This is a genomic window from Vicinamibacterales bacterium (assembly GCA_035699745.1).
Lineage (GTDB): Bacteria > Acidobacteriota > Vicinamibacteria > Vicinamibacterales > 2-12-FULL-66-21 > JAICSD01.
Window position 1 is genome coordinate 45,389 of record DASSPH010000046.1, and the last position, 15,826, is coordinate 61,214.

Below are 15,826 nucleotides of genomic sequence, written 5' to 3' on the forward strand. Positions count from 1 at the left end.
CTCGCGTGACCCATCGGTTCACCCCTGGTTGAGTGATGCCCGCGTCGTCGCCGGTTCGATGACCAGCAGCGAGATCAGCAGCAGCAGCGCGGTGACGATCAGATGCGCCGCGGTTCCGTCCGCCGGGCCGGAGATGATGATGCCGAGCCCCATGAGGATGCCGACGAGCAGCGACTCGCAGAAGACCACCCACTGCAGGACTCGCCCGCGCAGCGCGATCAGCGCGGCGGGATGGACCTGCGAGACGAACCACATGTGGAGGCGCAGGGTGGTGGAAATCGTCGCCAGGACCAGGACGACCAGGAAGACGGGCGACCCGTACGGCGCGATCCACTGCCGGACGCGGTAGCCGACCTGCAGAACGACGGCGATCGTCATGATCGCCACGGCAACCTGATGGAACTTCCACCACCACGCGCCTTGGAGCGACGGCGGAGCGGGGTCCGGTTTTGCCGCGGCGGGCTGCAGCCGGCGCAGGGCCTCGAGCAGTTCGGCCCCCGAGCCGTAGCGCGCCGCGGGATCGCCGCGCAGGCAGGTGCGGATGATGCGATCGAGGCCCTGTGGTTCGAGCGGGCGCGACAGCGGCGGGTCGTCCGATACGAGCCGTTCGAGCAGCGCCGCGGGGTCGCTGCCGCCGAACGGATGGCTGCCGGTCGCAAGCTCGTAGGCCATCACGCCGAAGGCGAAGATGTCGGCGCGCGCGTCGATCGGCCGGCCGCGCAGCTGCTCCGGTGCCATGTAGCCGGGCGTTCCGAGCTGCGTCCCGGTGAGCGTCAGGCCGTGCGCGCCGTTGCCGAGCGGCGGCGTGAGGTGGCGCGCGATCCCGAAATCGACGACCTTGATCCGTCCTTCTGCGGTACGCAGCACGTTGTCCGGCTTCAGATCGCGATGCACGATCCCGTGCTGATGCGCGGCGGCGAGCGCTTCGGCGATCTGCGTCAGCGTGTCGAGCAGCCCCTCGCGCGGCAGGTGTCCGGAGGCCAGCGCCGACCGCAGCGTCGCGCCGCGGACCAGCTCGCTGGCGATGAACAGGGTGCCGTCGATCTCCTCGAGCGCGTAGATGGTCGCGATCGACGGATGGGACAGCGCCGCCGCCGCGCGCGCTTCGCGCGCCAGACGCTCGCGCGCGACCGTATCGCGGCTGTAGGCGGGCGGCAGCATCTTCAGCGCGACGACGCGGCCGAGACGCTCGTCTTCGGCGGCGTAGACGACGCCCATGCCGCCGCGGCCGACCTCTTCGCGGACGGCGTACGGACCGATGCGGCGCCCGGTCAGCGAGTTCTCGGCGGCGGTTTCCGACAGCAGCTCCGGCGCGTCGGCCCACGCCGACGACTCGAGGAACCCGCCGGATCGATCGTGGGCGCGGAGCATGGCGCGGACTTCGGCCGCCACCGCCGGGCGCTCTTCCGCCTCGCGCGCGAGCGCCTCCTCGCGCTTCGGAGGGGCCAGCTCCAGCACCTCCGCGAACAGCGCGTTCACGCGCGCCCAGTCGTCCCGCGCGGTCACGTCGTTACCCGCGTGGTCCGGGGCGGATCACGGCTCCAGCTCTTTCGCGAGCCACGCGCGCGCGGCGGCCCAGTGCCGCTTGACGGTGGCGGGGGAAATCTTCATCGCCTCGGCGGTCTCCTCGATCGAGAGTCCGCCGAAGTAGCGCAGCTCGACGATTCGCGCCTGCCCGGCATCGAGCTCGGCGAGACGATCCAGGGCGGCGTCGAGCGCCAGCATGTCGACCGATTGTGCCGGTGCCGGCGCCGGCAGCGCTTCGTCGAACGTGACGCGCGGCTGGCCGCCGCCGCGCTTCAGCGCGTGCCGCGCGCGGGCGCGCTCGATCAGGATCTGGCGCATCGCGTGCGCCGCGATGGCGCAGAAGTGCGCGCGGTTCTGCCAGCGCTCGGGGCGATCCTTGAGCAGCTTGAGGTAGGCCTCGTGGACGAGCGCCGTCGGCTGCAGCGTCTGGCCGGGGCGCTCCCCCTTGAGGTAGTGCGCCGCGAGGCGCCGCAGCTCGGCGTAGACGAGCGGCATCAGCGCCTCGAGCGCGGGAGCATCTCCGCGCGTCGCCCGATCGACCAGGTCGTCGAACGGCGCGGGATCCATCAGGCCGTCCGCTCGATGGAGACTTTGTTGATCACGACCGGCGTCACCGGCCGATCCTGCCGGCCGGTGGGAACGGCGCCGATCTTCTTCACGACGTCCAGCCCTTCGACCACCTCACCGAACACGGAGTGCCGGCGATCGAGATGCGGCGTCGGTCCGAGGGTGATGAAGAACTGGCTGCCGTTGGTGTTCGGCCCGGCATTCGCCATCGACAGGATTCCCGCCTTGTCGTGCCGCAGCTGCGGATGGAACTCGTCCGCGAAGTTGTAGCCAGGCCCGCCGGTGCCCTGGCCGAGCGGATCGCCGCCCTGAATCATGAAGCCGTTGATGACGCGGTGGAAGATGATGCCGTCGTAGAACGGGGCCTTCTTGCGCTCGCCGGTCTTCGGATCCCGCCATTCCTTGGTGCCCTCGGCGAGCCCGACGAAATTGCCCACCGTGTTCGGTGCCTCCTGGTCGAACAGGCGGATCTTGAAATTGCCTTCGGTCGTCTCGAACTTTGCGTAGGTTGCCACATCACCTCCGTGTGAACCCGGAGATTATCCCACTCGTATAGGTACGAAGGTTTTCGTTGACACTACGAAGGTTGTCGTAGATACTCCGCTCCTATGTCCCGAGCCACCGTCCCGAAGCCGACCGACGCCGAACTGGCGATCCTGCGGATCCTGTGGGATCGCGGTCCCAGCACCGTCCGGCAGGTCCACGAGATTCTCGCCGCCGAGCGGACGGCCGCCTATACGACGGCCTTGAAGCTCCTGCAGATCATGACGGAGAAGGGGCTGGTGGAGCGCGACGAGCGCGACCGCACGCACATCTATCGCGCGCGCCTCAGCGAGGAAGTCACGCAGCGGCAGCTCCTCCGCGATCTGCTGGAGCGCGCCTTCGGCGGCTCGTCGGGCAAGCTCGTGATGCAGGCGCTCGCCACGAAACGTGCGTCCGCGGAAGAGCTGCGCGACATCCGGAAGGCGATCGACAGCGCCAGGAACGACAGGGAGGTCCGCGATGTTGACACCCGCGATTGACACGCTGCTCCAGCAGCCGGCCCCGCAGGCGGTGGGCTGGGCGCTGCTCCAGTTCGTGTGGCAGGGAGCCGCGATCGGCGTGCTGACTGCCCTCGCCCTCGCCGTGCTTCGCCGCAGCGCCTCCGACGTTCGGTACGTGGTGGCGACCAGCGGCCTCGCGCTGATGCTGACGCTGCCGATCGTCACCGGCGTGCAGAGGTACCAGTCGCTCGGCCTCGTCAGCGACGCCGGAGCCGCAAGTGCCGCTCAGCCGCCCGTGATCGACAGCAGCGTCGCGTTGGGCGGCGGACCGGCGGCGAGCGGCAGCGAGGTCGCGGCGTCCGCGCCGGTGCGCACCGCCTCGTGGCGTGCGCTGGCGCTCGATCGCATGCGCGCGGTGCGCATCGAGCCGCTGCTTCCGTCGCTGATGCTCGCATGGCTGATCGGCGTGTCGCTGCTCAGCCTGCGGCTGCTGACCGGTTGGTGGTGGATTCAGCGTCTGCGCACGCACGGCGTCAGCACCGCGGATGACGCCTGCCGGCGCATGGCCGCCCGCCTGTCGCGGCGGCTGCACATCACGCGCGCGATCACTCTGCTCGAGTCGACGCTGGTCGACGTCCCGACGGTGATCGGATTCGTGCGGCCGGTGATACTGCTGCCGGCCAGTGTGCTCGGCGGCCTGACGCCGCAGCAGCTCGAAGCCATCCTGGCGCACGAGCTCGCGCACATCCGGCGCCACGACTACGTCGTGAACCTGCTGCAGACGCTCGTCGAGACCGTGCTCTTCTATCATCCGGCGGTGTGGTGGGTCTCACGCCGGATCCGCGTGGAGCGCGAGAACTGCTGCGACGATCTCGCGGTGTCGCTGTGCGGCGATCCGGTCGCCTATGCCAGCGCGCTGGCCGATCTGGAAGCGCTGCGCTCCGGTCCCGCGCCGGATCATCACATCGCGATGGCGGCGACGGGCGGCTCGCTGCTGGAGCGGGTGCGCCGCCTGCTCGGCGCTCCGTCATCGCACACTGTCCGCGGGCCCGCGTGGCTTGCCGGCACCGTTGCGCTGCTGTTGATCGGCGGCATCGCCGTCGACCCGGACACCCTCCAGGCCGGGCAGTCGTCCGTAGCGACGACGAGTTCGTACGCCACCCTGCAGCGCGTCCCGTTCGCCCCCCCGCCCGCGCCCCCCGCCCCGCCGGCTCCGCCCGCGCCGCCATCGGCAGAACCCGGAGCCCCGCGTGAACCCGCACTCGAACCCGGAGAACCCGAACCCGTAGAACCCGAACCCGTAGAACCCGTAGAACCCGTAGAACCCGTAGAACCCGTAGAACCCGGAGAACCCGTGCCCCCCGTGCCCCCCGTGCCCCCCGCCCCCCCGGCGCCGGACGGCCGCCAGAGCATCAGCCACCACGCGGACGACACCCGCGGCACGTGGGTCTGGTCGAGCAACGGCGAGAAGCTCGAGGTGAAGTACGCGGGCGCGTTCGAATTCTCGGACGACGACAGCGACGTTCGTCAGATCTCGCCGGGCGGCTATCTCAAGATCACGGACGGGAACTGGATCGGCCGCCATTCGGTCGAGATCAGCGAGCGCGGCGGGCAGCTCGAGCGCCGCTATTTCGTGAACGGGTCCGAGCGGCCGTTCGAGCCGGCGGGGCGCACCTGGCTGCAGCAGAACCTGCCGAAGTTCGTGCGCAACACCGGCATCGGCGCCCCGGCGCGGGTCGCGCGCTTCCTCCGCAGCGGCGGCGTGGCCGCGGTGATGAGCGAGATCGGCCGCATTCAGTCCACCTACGTGAAGGGGCTGTACTTCCGTGAGCTGTTCAAGCAGGCCACGCTCACGCCCGAACAGTACAAGCAGGTGATGGTGCAGGCCTCCGGCGAGATGCGCAGTTCCAGTTACGAGCTCGCGCAGCTGCTCATCGCCATCGCCGACAAACTGCCGGCCGACGACGCGTCGCGGCGCGCCTACTTCCAGGCCGCTTCCGGCATCGGCTCCGATTACGAGCTGCGTCGTGTGTATTCGGCGATGCTCAAGCGCGGACCGGTCAGCTCCGGGACGCTCGCCGCGATCCTCGAGAACACCGCGACGATCCAGTCGAACTACGAGCTGTCCGAGCTGCTCCGCCAGATCCTGTCGCAGCAGCCGCTCGACGAACGCAACCGCGCCGCGTTCTTCCGCGTCGTCGGCACCATCCAGAGCGACTACGAGCGGCGCCGCGTGCTCAGCGCCGCGGTGAGCGACACGCAGCCGAGCGATCAGGCGCTGCTCGCGTCGGCGCTGACGGCCGCAGCGCCGATGAGCAGCAGCTACGAAACGGCGTCGTTCCTGCTCGAGGTGCTGAAGCAGAACGGCGTCGAGGGGGCCGCGCGCGGTCCCTTCTTCAAGACCGTCGCGGCGGTGAGCTCCGGCTACGAGCGCGGCCGCGTGCTGCAGGCGGTCGTCCGCAACCCGGCGGCCGGTGCCGAGACGCTGCGGGAGGTGCTGCGCGCCTCGAGCGGCATGAGCGGCTACGAACTGTCGCAGCTGCTGCAGCTGATCGCCCGCACCCATTCGCTCAGCGGCGACGTGCGCGACGCCTACCTCGCGTCCGCCGAGCGGCTCTCGGGGTACGAGCAGGATCAGGTGTTCGCCGCCCTGGTCAAGAACGAGCGACGAAAGTAGACGCCGGAAGCCGGAAGCCGGCCGCTGCCAGCCGGCAGCCAGTACAATTCGGCAATGCGGGATCCCGTGCTCGATGGTGCATTCGACGCGATCATCACCATGAGCGCGGACGGCGCCGTCGTCGACTTGAACGCGGCGGCGGAGCGCATGTTCGAGGTGACGCGCGAACAGGCCGTCGGCCGCGAGCTTGCCGCCCTGATCATCCCGGAAGAACAGCGTGAGGAGCACCGCCGCGCGCTGGCGGCGTTCCGCGTCGGCGCCCCCTCCCGCATCGTCGGGCGCCGGCTCGAGCTGTACGGCCTCCGCGGCGGGACGGAGCGGTTCCCGCTCGAGCTGTCGGTCTCGCGCGTCGACACGCCTGCCGGGCCGGTGTTCGCGGCGTGGATCCGCGATCTCAGCGAACGGCGCGCCGCCGAAGAGGCGCTCCGCCACAGCGAGCTGCAGCTCCGGCAGGCGCAGAAGATGGAGGCGGTCGGCCGGCTCGCCGGCGGCGTGGCGCACGACTTCAACAACGTGCTCACCGCGATCTTCGGCTACGCGGATCTGCTGCTCGACGGCTTCGCGGCGGAGGATCCGCGCCGCGCCGACGTCGAGGAGATCAAGCGGGCGGCCAACCGCGCCGCCGCGCTCACGCGGCAGCTGCTCGCGTTCAGCCGCAAGCAGGTGATGCAGCCGCGCCGGCTGAACCTCAACGACATCATCCAGAACATCCAGAAGCTGCTGGGCAAGCTGCTCGGCGACGAGGTGGAGCTGCGGGTCGAGACGGATCCGCTGCTCGGCGACGTCAGGGCGGATCCCGGACAACTGGAGCAGGTGCTGATGAACCTCGCGGCCAACGCGCGCGACGCGATGCCCGAGGGAGGCAGGGTCACGATTGTGACCGCCAATCAGGACCTGCGCCTCGAAGACACGGCGGGACTCGTCGGGCTCGTGCCCGGGTCGTTCGTGACGCTCACCGTGTCGGACACCGGCCACGGCATCCCGGAGCAGGTGCGCCGCCACATCTTCGAGCCGTTCTACACCACCAAGGCACAGGGGAAGGGGACCGGCCTGGGGCTGGCGACGGTCTACGGGATCGTGAAGCAGAGCGGCGGGTGGATTTACCTGAACGAGGCGCCGGGACCAGGCGCCTCGTTCCGGATCTATCTGCCGCGGCTCGATGCGGCGTAGCGCGGCGGGTTACTTCTTCTCTTTATAGTCCGCCGGCACCGCCAGATCGGTCGCGGCGACGGACTTCGAGATGTCGAGCAGCTGGTGGATCGAGGTGAAGATCGTCGCCCGCTGTTTCGGATCCTCTTTCTTCATCAGCTTCTTCGCGAGCAGGCCGCCGATGCCGCCGCCGCCCGACTTCTGCTGATCCGCCTTGGCCTGCGCCAGCTGCTCGTCGCTCAGCACCGCCTCGAACGTCATCGTCGTATCGAGCGGCGTGCCGGCGAGCTTGTCCCCTTCCTTCTGCATCCGTTCCATCGCTTTGGCGACGAGCGGATACATCGCCAGCACCGCGGACATCTGCTCCGCCGACATCGCGGCGGTCTGCGGGCCCTGAAGCTGCTTCCAGTACTTCATCTCGAATTCGGCCAGCTCCTTGAGCTCCGGAATCTGCGGGCCCAGCCACATGTCGTTGGTCATCACCATGCCGCCTGACTCTTCGAGCTTGCGCCCCTTCTCGCGGACGGTGATGGTCACGATCGTATTGCGCGCGTCGTAGCCGGCGATCTGTCGGCGCTGGCCGGTGTCCTTGACGTCGAAGTCGACCTCGAATTCCTTCGCCGGCTTCTGCTCCTGCGGCCGCTCGGACGGGTCCTTGCCCGACTCCTTTTCCGCTTCCTTTCTGGCGCGCTCCTGCGCTTCGCGCATCCGGCGGCGGATCTCGTCGAACGTGGTGACGGTGTACTGTTTCTTCTTGGCGTCGAGCTCGTAGACCTTTTCTTCCGTGAGATCGACGATGGTGCCGCCGTTGTCGTTGAGCGAGGCCTTGCGGTTCCCCTTCACGGCCGTGCGGCTTTCGATCCCCTCTTTCGCGTTCTTGCCGCCAAAGAGGTTGAACATGCGCCCGAGCATGCCCTCGAACTTGACCTGCGTCTTCTCGCGCGTCTTGACCTCGGCGTAGGCCGGGACCGCCAGCGTCATCAGCGGCAGCGCGACCAGACCCATCCTCACCAGGCGTTTCATTCGGACCCTCCGTGTTCGGCGTTTGATCTGACGGAGCCGACATTGTACACAGTCCGTGTTAACGGCTCAGGATGTCCCGCGTCATCCCTCCCAGCGGCGCCGGCGCGCCTGATACTGACATTGCTGTGATCGGCGACAGGGCCGCGGTCACGCGGTTTCCGGCGGGCCACGCGGCCGAGGACGGCGCGCTCGTTCGCGCGGCGCGGCGCGGCGACGCCTCCGCCTTCGCGCGGCTGTACGATCGCTATGCGCGGATCGTGCATGCGGCGCTGCTGGCCCGCGTCCCGCGGCAGGATGTGGAGGACCTGGTTCAGGACGTGTTTCTCGCCGCCTGGAGACGCCTCGACGATTTGCGCGATCCGGCGGCGTTCGGCGGGTGGATCGCGAGGATCGCGCGCAACCGCGCGACCGACTCGCGCCGGCGCAGCGCGGATTTCGTCGAGCTGCCGGCTGATCTGCAGGGTCCGGGCGCGGCGTCGGCGGAACTGGAAGCGCACGCGGCGCTCGACGCGATCCGCGCACTGCCGGAGGCATATCGTGAAACACTGCTGCTCCGTCTCGTCGAGGGGCTCACCGGCCCGGAGATCGCGGAGCGCACCGGCCTGACGCCAGCGTCGGTGCGCGTCAACCTGCATCGGGGGATGAAGCTGTTGCGGGAGCGATTGGGCGGAGGACCCGCGGCCGCGCGCGAAGAGCGATGAAGCAGGACAAGGCACCCGACGGCGACTACCTGTGGGACGGCTCGGGCGAGCCCGATCCCGGGGTCGTCCGCCTCGAGCAGCTGCTCGCCCGCTATCGCCATCGCGGCACGCCACCGTCCCTGCCGCGCCGCGAAACGTCGCCGCGACGGTTCGCCGCGCAGGCCGCGCTGCAGATCCTCGTCACGGCCGCGTCGCTGCTGCTGGTCGCCGCCGCCGCGTGGTTTGCGCACGCGGTCCGGCCGGCCGGCTGGACGGTGCAGTCGCTCGCCGGCGCGCCGACGGTCGCCGGTGCGCCGATCGACGGTCCCGCGCGTCTGCCGGTCGGTGAAACGATGATCACCGATGCCGCGTCGCGGGCCCGGATGGACGTGGGATCGATCGGGGTGGTGGACGTCGAACCGAACAGCCGCGTCCGGCTGCTCGCGTCGCGGCTCGGACAGCACCGGATGGCGCTGGATCGCGGGCGGATCCGCGCCCTCATCTGGGCGCCGCCGCGCCTGTTCTTCGTCAACACGCCGTCGTCCACGGCGATCGATCTCGGCTGCGCCTACACGCTCGACGTGGACGATCGCGGCTGGGGGCACCTGGTGGTGGAGAGCGGCTGGGTCGCGTTCCAGCACGGCGGACGGGAGTCGTTCATCCCGCAGGGGGCCATCTGCGCGACGCGCCCCGGCGTCGGTCCGGGGACGCCGTGCTACGCCGACGCCGCGCCGGCGATCCCCGAAGCGCTTACGATTCTCGATTTCGCGCCGACACAGGACGTAAGGCGCGAGGCCGCGCTCCGGACGGTGCTGACGCTCGCGCGCCGCAAAGATGCGCTGACGCTGTGGCATCTGCTGTCCCGAGGCACGCCCGCGGAGCGGGCGCAGGTGTACGACCGGCTGGCATCGCTCGTGCCTCCACCTGACGGAGTCACCCGGGAGGCGGTGCTCGGCGGCAAGCGCCGCGCGCTCGACGCGTGGTGGGACGCGCTGGGCCTCGACAGCGTCACCTGGTGGCGCATTTGGAAACGCACATGGTGAGATTCGCTCGATTCGCCCGCTGGGGGCTGCTGCTGTTCCTGGTCCTGTTCATCGGGGCGCAGGCCTTTCGCCCCGATCGCACCAACCCGCCCTCGACGCCGGGGGGGTCGCTGGTTGCGCATGCGACGCCGGAAGTGGCGGCGATCCTCGATCGGGCCTGCCGCGACTGTCACTCGAACGACACGCGGTGGCCGTGGTACACCAACGTCTCGCCGACGTCGTGGCTGGTCGCCAACCACGTGAGCCACGGCCGCGAGCACTTCAACTACTCGGAGTGGACGGCGATCGACGAAGACGACCAGGACTCGCTGCTCGGCGGCATGTGCAGCCTCGCCGAGCGCGGCCGGATGCCGCTGCCGTCGTACCTCATCGTTCACCGCGAGGCCAGGCTGTCGCCGGCCGACGTCAAGACCCTCTGCGCGTGGACGGAGAAGATGCGGGATATGCTTCAATGAGCCATGTCCCACATCGTCTTCGTGCCGGCGACGGCGGCCGCTGACACCGGCGCGGACGTCGCCCGCCAGGCGACGCTGGCGCTGGCGCGCGTGGACGAGCGGCTGCGCGCCGAACGCTCGTCGCTGGCCGACGCCGCCGCCATCACCGTCTACCTGAAGCGCGCGGCCGATTTCGCGGCGATGAACGACGCGTACCGGCAGGCGTTCACCGCGACACCGCCTACGCGCACGACCGTCGTCACCGAGCCGCTCACCGCGGGCGCGCTGGTCGAGATCTCGGCGATCGCCGCCCGCACGGGCGCGGATCGCCGCAGCGTTCATCCGGCGTCGTGGATGGCGTCGCCCAACCCGTATTCCTACGCGATCCGAACCGGCGACACGCTGTTCCTGTCGGGCCTGATTGCGCGCAACGGCACCGACAACTCGGTGGTGAACGGCGACGTGGCCGCACAGACCCGCGCCGTCATGGAGAACGCGCGCGCGCTGCTCGAGGCCGCGGGTCTCGGCTTCGGGCACCTCGTGAGCGCCCGCGCCTTCCTTCCCGATCTGCAGGACTTCGCAGAGTTCAACCGCGTCTACCGCGAGTACGTCGGGGCTCACCGTCCGGCGCGCGCGACGGTTGGCGCGGCGTTGACGGGCAGCGCCTACAAAGTGGAAGTGACGTTCGTCGCGTCGGCGGCGCCCAGGCAGGCGATTGAGATCGCGCCCGAGCCGAACCCGAACCTGAGCACGGCGGTCAAGGCCGGCGCGAGTCTGTACATCTCCGGCCTGCTTGCCGACGCCGCCGCCATCCAGGCCGGCCCGGCCGCCGAGACGCGCGACATCGTCGGCAAGATCCACGCGATTGTGTCGAAAGCCGGGCTGTCGAAGACCGACGTGCGCGACCTCCTCGTTTACGTGACCGACGACGAGGCGGGGAAGGCGGCACTGGCGGAGTGCCGCGCGGCGTTCGGCACCTCGGTGGCGGCGAGCCCGGTGCGGGCCGGTCTGGCGCTGCCTGGCGCGCGCGTGGAGATCATGTCGTACGCGGAGCGGGGATGACGCCGCTGCGGATCGGCATCTCGTCCTGCCTGCTGGGCGACGAGGTCCGGTTCGACGGGGGGCACAAGCGGGACCCGTTTCTCACCGAGACGCTGGGGCCCTTCGTCGAGTGGGTCCGGGTCTGTCCGGAAGTCGAAGTCGGCATGGGGGTGCCGCGCGAGACGCTGAGGCTCGTCAAGGTCGGCGGCGACACGCGCATGATCACCACGCGTACCGGCATCGATCACACCGATGAGATGCGCGCCTTCGCCGCGCGGCGGGCCAGGGAGCTGGCGGCGCTCGGGCTGCGCGGCTATGTCCTGAAGAAGGACTCGCCGAGCTGCGGCATGACGCGCGTGAAGGTGTACGACGCGGAGGCGAAGGCGCCGGTGCGCGACGGCGTCGGCATCTACGCCGCCGTCCTTGCCGCCGCCTTTCCGGCGCTGCCGATCGAGGAGGAAGGACGGCTGCAGGACCCGGTGCTGCGCGAGAACTTCATCGAGCGCGTGTTCGCCTGCGATCGGCTGCGCACGCTGTTCGACGGGCGATGGACGCTGAGCGATCTGATCGGGTTCCACACCGCGCACAAGATGGCGCTGCTCGCGCACTCGACCTCCGCCTATCACGAGCTCGGCCGCCTGGTCGCCGCCGCCAAGGGTGTCCCGCGGGGCGAGCTGCGCCGGCGCTACGAAGCGCTGTTCATGAAGACGCTCGCGCGCCCGGCAACGCCGGCGCGGCACACCAACGTGCTCAGGCACATGGCGGGGCACTTGAAGAAGCTCCTCGACGACGGATCGCGGCGCGAGCTCGGCGAATGCATCGAGGAGTACCGCCGCGAGCTGGTCCCTTTGATCGTGCCGCTCACGCTGCTGCGCCATCACGTCCGCGCCCACGGCGTGGCGTACCTGGCGGGGCAGACGTACCTGGAGCCGCATCCGCGCGAGTTGATGCTGCGCAATCATGTCTGACGGCCTCGATCCGCCGCCGCCGGAAGGGCTCACGCCGACGCGCGACCTCGACGTCACACGCGTGGGCCCCGGCGGCGCCATTCGTACGCGCGATCGCGTGGCGGCGGAGGAGCCGCTCGACGTCCGTCTCCACGGCCGCTCGTTTGCCGTGATCATGCGGACTCCCGGCGAGGATCGCGCCCTCGCGGCGGGATTCCTGCTGTCCGAGCGCATCATCCGGTCGGCCGCCGACATCGGCGCCATCGAGCACTGTCGCCATCCCGATCAGACGCGCGCGCATCACGTGGTGGACGTGTTCCTGGTCGGCGACGCGGCGTCGCGCGTGCCGGCGCTGCTGGAACGCCGGCGGCAGGTGATCGCCAACAGCTCGTGCGGCGTCTGCGGCCGCGCCACGATCGACGAACTCGCCGCCGACGTCGCCCCGTTGACATCGATGCACGCGATGCCCCTCGGCACCCTCCGCGAGCTGCCGCACCGGTTGCGGGAGTCGCAGACGCGGTTCGACGAAACCGGAGGACTCCATGGAGCGGCGATCTTCGCGCGCGACGGCGCGTTGCTGGGTTCGGCCGAAGACGTCGGCCGGCACAACGCCGTCGACAAGGCGATCGGCGCCTTCCTGCTGAGCGAGAATCCGCCGCAGGCTCCGTTCGGCGCGCTCATGGTCAGCGGCCGCGTGTCCTTCGAGATCGTGCAGAAGGCATGGCTCGCCGGGATCGAGATCGTCGCGGCAGTGTCGGCGCCCACGAGCCTCGCAATCGAGCTGGCGGACGCCGCCGGCATCACGCTGCTCGGCTTCGTGCGGGACGCCAGCCTCAACATCTACACGCATACGGCTCGGATCGCCGGTGTGTAGCGCGCTACTCAATTTGCCGGCGTGAGCCGGTCGAGCTTGCCCACAATGTGGGCCCGGCGCCATTCGAGGCGACCCAACCGCCCGGATCCGGGGCGCCGATCGTGGCACTGGCGTTGCGCTTTGGTCTCCGGAGCGCAGCGTGCGGCGAACGATCTTCATCGGAACCGTGGTCCTGATCTCGGCCGCCTTGTGGGCGGCGGCGGCCGTCGGGCTGCGGACCGCATGGGCGGTGGCCGGCGAGCTCGCGCATGCCGACTCGCTCGCCGAGATTGGATCGCACCCGCAGACCACCATCGTCTACGACCGGCATCAGCGTCCGGCCTTCAGGTTCTTCTTCGAACAGCGCATCGACGTGCCGCTCGATCGCGTCTCGCCGCACATGGTCCACGCGCTGCTCGCGGTCGAGGATCGCCGCTTCTTTTCGCATCACGGCCTGGACCCCCTCCGCATCGTCAAGGCGGCGTACCGCAACTGGCGCCGCGGGAGGATCGTCGAGGGAGGCAGCACCATCACGCAGCAGCTCGCGCGTCTCGAGCAGCTGTCGCCCGAGCGGACGCTGTCGCGCAAGCTGCGCGAGGCGGCCATTGCGGTGCGGCTCGAGGAGCGCTATTCGAAGCAGCAGATCCTCCGGGCGTATCTGAACGCGGTGTATTTCGGCGACGGCTATTACGGCGTCGAGGCCGCCTCGCGCGGATATTTCGGCAAGCCCGCCGCCGAGCTGCTTCCGCACGAAGGCGCGATGCTGGCAGCGCTGGTGCGATCGCCGAGCGGCTACTCGCCGACCGCGGCGCCGCAGCGCGCCCTGGCGCGGCGCAATCTCGTGCTGCGGCTGATGCAGAAGACCGGGCGCTTGTCAGAGGCGCAGTACCGGGAAGCGGTGGCCATGCCGCTCCCGGCCTCCGCCGGTCCGGCGGCGCTCCACGCGCACACGTCGTGCGGCGGCTATTTCCAGGAGGAGGTGCGACGGCAGCTGGTGGCGCGGCTCGGCGTGCAGCAGGTGATGAAAGGGGGCCTGCGCGTCCACACGGGATACGACCCGGCGATGCAGTGCGCGGCGGAAGAGACGATTACCCGGCGCGTCACCCAGATCGCCAGGACGCGGAAGTCCGCGCGCGATCTGCAGGGCAGCCTGGTCGCGCTCGATCCGATGTCCGGCGAGGTGCGCGCGCTCGTCGGCGGACGCGACTTCGCCGCCAGCAGCTACATCCGAGCCACCCAGGCTCGGCGCCAGCCCGGATCGGCCTTCAAGCCGATCATCTTCGCCGCCGCGCTGGAGCGGGGAATGGCGCCAGGATCGATGCTGCATCACCTCGACGAGCCGATCATGACCGAGCAGGGGCCGTGGCTGCCCGGCGGCGAACACGAGGCCTCGGAGTACACGCTGCGCGCCGCGCTCAAGATGTCGAGCAACCGCGCCGCCGCGCAGCTGCTGCAGCAGGTGGGCTACAGCCAGGCGACCTACTACGCGCAGCGGCTGGGGATCGAGTCGCAGCTCCCGTCCGTCGCGTCCCTCGCGCTCGGCACCGGCGGCGTCACGCTGCTGGAGCTGACGGCTGCCTACGGCGTCTTCGCCAACCGCGGAGCCGCCGTCGCGCCGCATCTCATCGTCCGCGTGGAGGACGGCAACGGTCGGACGATCTACTCGGAACCGCCGACGGTGCGCCAGGCGGTGACGCCGGCGACGGCGTACCTGATGAGCAGCATGCTGGCAGACGTGATCGCCTCGGGGACCGCGGCCGGCGCGCGTTCGGCCGGGTTCAAGCTGCCGGCGGCGGGGAAGACAGGGACGACGGACAACTACGCCGACGCGTGGTTCGTGGGCTACACGCCGCATCTGGTGACCGGCGTCTGGTTCGGCCTCGACACCCCCGGGCCGATCATGAGCCGCGGGTTCGCGTCCGTCATTGCCGTTCCGGCATGGGCGGAGTTCATGGCGAAGGCGACCGCCGGCGATCGGCCGGACTGGTTCACGCCGCCGGCGGATGTCGAGAAGGTGACGATTTGCCGGCTGAGCGGACAGCGTGCGACCGAAGCATGCCGCCACGGCTGGTTCGACACTGGGTATGTGATGGCTGGGCTGCCGGCGCTGCCGGGCGCTTCCACTCCGGCCGGGAGCAGCAGGCCCACGGCGAAGCCCCCCTCCAACGTCTACGACGACTATTTTCCCTACGGCACGGCGCCAACGGGGCCATGCGGCCTGCACGCAATGCCGGCGGTTCCCGGCTTCAGCGGCACTGCCGAGTCGGTCAGCACGGGCGCTGCGGCGGTGAGCGCGTCCCATACGGGATCGGCGATGACGGGCGCGCGCCTGCAGAAGGTGGTTGGCGGGGACGGACGGGCGGTCTGGGTCATCCGATAAAGACGAAGCCCGGCTCGCGCGGGCGGCGTTGTCGCGGGCGTTTGACTGGCGGCGCGTCGGCGCACGGGTCTTCGTGCGGCAGCGTCGTGGTCAGGCCGTTCTCGTGCAGCGACGACGGCGCCACGCCGTGATAGCGCTCGAAGTCACGCGCGAAATGACGCGGGTCGGCGTAGCCGACCCGCGCCATGGCTTCTCCGACGGTCAGGAACGTGCGTTCGATCAGCAGCCGCGCCCGCCGCATCCGGAGCCGCTGCAGGTATTCCACCGGCCCGCATCCCGTCTGCACGCTGAACAGATCGCGGAACCGCGACGGCGAGAGGTTCACCCGCCCGGCCAGCTCGGCGACGGTGAGCGGCTCCGCGAGATGCCGCTGCATGTAATCCATCGTCCACGTGATCCGCCAGTCGGTTGCCATGGGGCCCGATCCTTCAAGGCCGGGGCCATTATGCTTGAGCGGTCAAGTATAATGCTTAATCGCTCAAGCATGCGATCGGGAGGCGTGTACATTGGCCCCTTTGCCCG

15 protein-coding genes are annotated in these 15,826 nt (G+C 69.9%); 10 read left to right on the forward strand and 5 right to left on the reverse strand.

The window, feature by feature from the left end; genetic code table 11:
• Window positions 1–18 precede the first annotated feature (18 nt).
• Genes VFK57_09740 through VFK57_09750 form a run of 3 tightly spaced genes read right to left on the reverse strand, consistent with a single transcriptional unit; the run spans window position 19 to window position 2,609 of the window.
• Window positions 19–1,506 (reverse strand): serine/threonine-protein kinase, encoded by a 1,488-nt coding sequence (locus tag VFK57_09740; protein HET7695976.1) that lies wholly within the window; start codon window positions 1,504–1,506, stop codon window positions 19–21.
• A 27-nt stretch (window positions 1,507–1,533) separates the two neighbouring features.
• Window positions 1,534–2,094 (reverse strand): sigma-70 family RNA polymerase sigma factor, encoded by a 561-nt coding sequence (locus tag VFK57_09745; GenBank protein HET7695977.1) that lies wholly within the window; start codon window positions 2,092–2,094, stop codon window positions 1,534–1,536.
• Complete coding sequence (locus tag VFK57_09750; GenBank protein ID HET7695978.1) at window positions 2,094–2,609, reverse strand: peptidylprolyl isomerase; 516 nt, start codon at window positions 2,607–2,609, stop codon at window positions 2,094–2,096. The genes VFK57_09745 and VFK57_09750 overlap by 1 nt, the downstream gene beginning before the upstream one ends.
• A gap of 93 nt (window positions 2,610–2,702) precedes the next feature.
• On the opposite strand from VFK57_09750, the gene VFK57_09755 reads away from it, so the two are divergent.
• The 3 genes from VFK57_09755 to VFK57_09765 are packed head-to-tail and all read left to right on the forward strand — an operon-like array spanning window position 2,703 to window position 6,924.
• Window positions 2,703–3,116: a BlaI/MecI/CopY family transcriptional regulator gene (locus tag VFK57_09755; GenBank protein ID HET7695979.1), complete on the forward strand. Its 414-nt coding sequence runs from the start codon at window positions 2,703–2,705 to the stop codon at window positions 3,114–3,116.
• A complete protein-coding gene (locus VFK57_09760; protein HET7695980.1) occupies window positions 3,097–5,754 on the forward strand; it encodes a M56 family metallopeptidase in 2,658 nt (885 codons plus the stop codon). Before VFK57_09755 ends, VFK57_09760 begins: the two co-directional genes overlap by 20 nt.
• 54 nt (window positions 5,755–5,808) lie before the next feature.
• Window positions 5,809–6,924 carry an ATP-binding protein gene (locus VFK57_09765; protein ID HET7695981.1) on the forward strand — a complete coding sequence of 372 codons (1,116 nt, stop codon included), beginning with the start codon at window positions 5,809–5,811 and terminating at the stop codon, window positions 6,922–6,924.
• A 9-nt stretch (window positions 6,925–6,933) separates the two neighbouring features.
• Here the strand turns inward: VFK57_09765 and VFK57_09770 are convergent, their stop codons facing one another.
• Window positions 6,934–7,926: a hypothetical protein gene (locus VFK57_09770; protein HET7695982.1), complete on the reverse strand. Its 993-nt coding sequence runs from the start codon at window positions 7,924–7,926 to the stop codon at window positions 6,934–6,936.
• A gap of 125 nt (window positions 7,927–8,051) precedes the next feature.
• Here VFK57_09770 and VFK57_09775 point away from each other — a divergent pair, with 125 nt between their 5' ends.
• The 7 genes from VFK57_09775 (at window position 8,052) to VFK57_09805 (ending at window position 15,304) form a co-directional block, all read left to right on the forward strand.
• Window positions 8,052–8,627 (forward strand): sigma-70 family RNA polymerase sigma factor, encoded by a 576-nt coding sequence (locus tag VFK57_09775; GenBank protein ID HET7695983.1) that lies wholly within the window; start codon window positions 8,052–8,054, stop codon window positions 8,625–8,627.
• The gene (locus VFK57_09780) at window positions 8,624–9,649 is read left to right on the forward strand and encodes a hypothetical protein (protein HET7695984.1); all 1,026 of its coding nucleotides are present in this window, start codon (window positions 8,624–8,626) and stop codon (window positions 9,647–9,649) included. Before VFK57_09775 ends, VFK57_09780 begins: the two co-directional genes overlap by 4 nt.
• A complete protein-coding gene (locus VFK57_09785; GenBank protein ID HET7695985.1) occupies window positions 9,643–10,104 on the forward strand; it encodes a heme-binding domain-containing protein in 462 nt (153 codons plus the stop codon). The genes VFK57_09780 and VFK57_09785 overlap by 7 nt, the downstream gene beginning before the upstream one ends.
• Before the next feature lie 3 nt (window positions 10,105–10,107).
• Window positions 10,108–11,145 carry a RidA family protein gene (locus VFK57_09790; GenBank protein HET7695986.1) on the forward strand — a complete coding sequence of 346 codons (1,038 nt, stop codon included), beginning with the start codon at window positions 10,108–10,110 and terminating at the stop codon, window positions 11,143–11,145.
• Complete coding sequence (locus VFK57_09795; GenBank protein HET7695987.1) at window positions 11,142–12,092, forward strand: DUF523 and DUF1722 domain-containing protein; 951 nt, start codon at window positions 11,142–11,144, stop codon at window positions 12,090–12,092. The genes VFK57_09790 and VFK57_09795 overlap by 4 nt, the downstream gene beginning before the upstream one ends.
• Complete coding sequence (gene fdhD / locus VFK57_09800) at window positions 12,085–12,945, forward strand: formate dehydrogenase accessory sulfurtransferase FdhD (protein ID HET7695988.1); 861 nt, start codon at window positions 12,085–12,087, stop codon at window positions 12,943–12,945. The genes VFK57_09795 and fdhD overlap by 8 nt, the downstream gene beginning before the upstream one ends.
• 139 nt (window positions 12,946–13,084) lie before the next feature.
• Window positions 13,085–15,304 (forward strand): PBP1A family penicillin-binding protein, encoded by a 2,220-nt coding sequence (locus VFK57_09805; protein HET7695989.1) that lies wholly within the window; start codon window positions 13,085–13,087, stop codon window positions 15,302–15,304.
• Here VFK57_09805 and VFK57_09810 read toward each other — a convergent pair.
• Window positions 15,294–15,719, reverse strand: a complete 426-nt coding sequence (locus tag VFK57_09810) for an AraC family transcriptional regulator (GenBank protein HET7695990.1) — start codon at window positions 15,717–15,719, stop codon at window positions 15,294–15,296. The genes VFK57_09805 and VFK57_09810 overlap by 11 nt on opposite strands.
• Window positions 15,720–15,826: the final 107 nt, after the last annotated feature.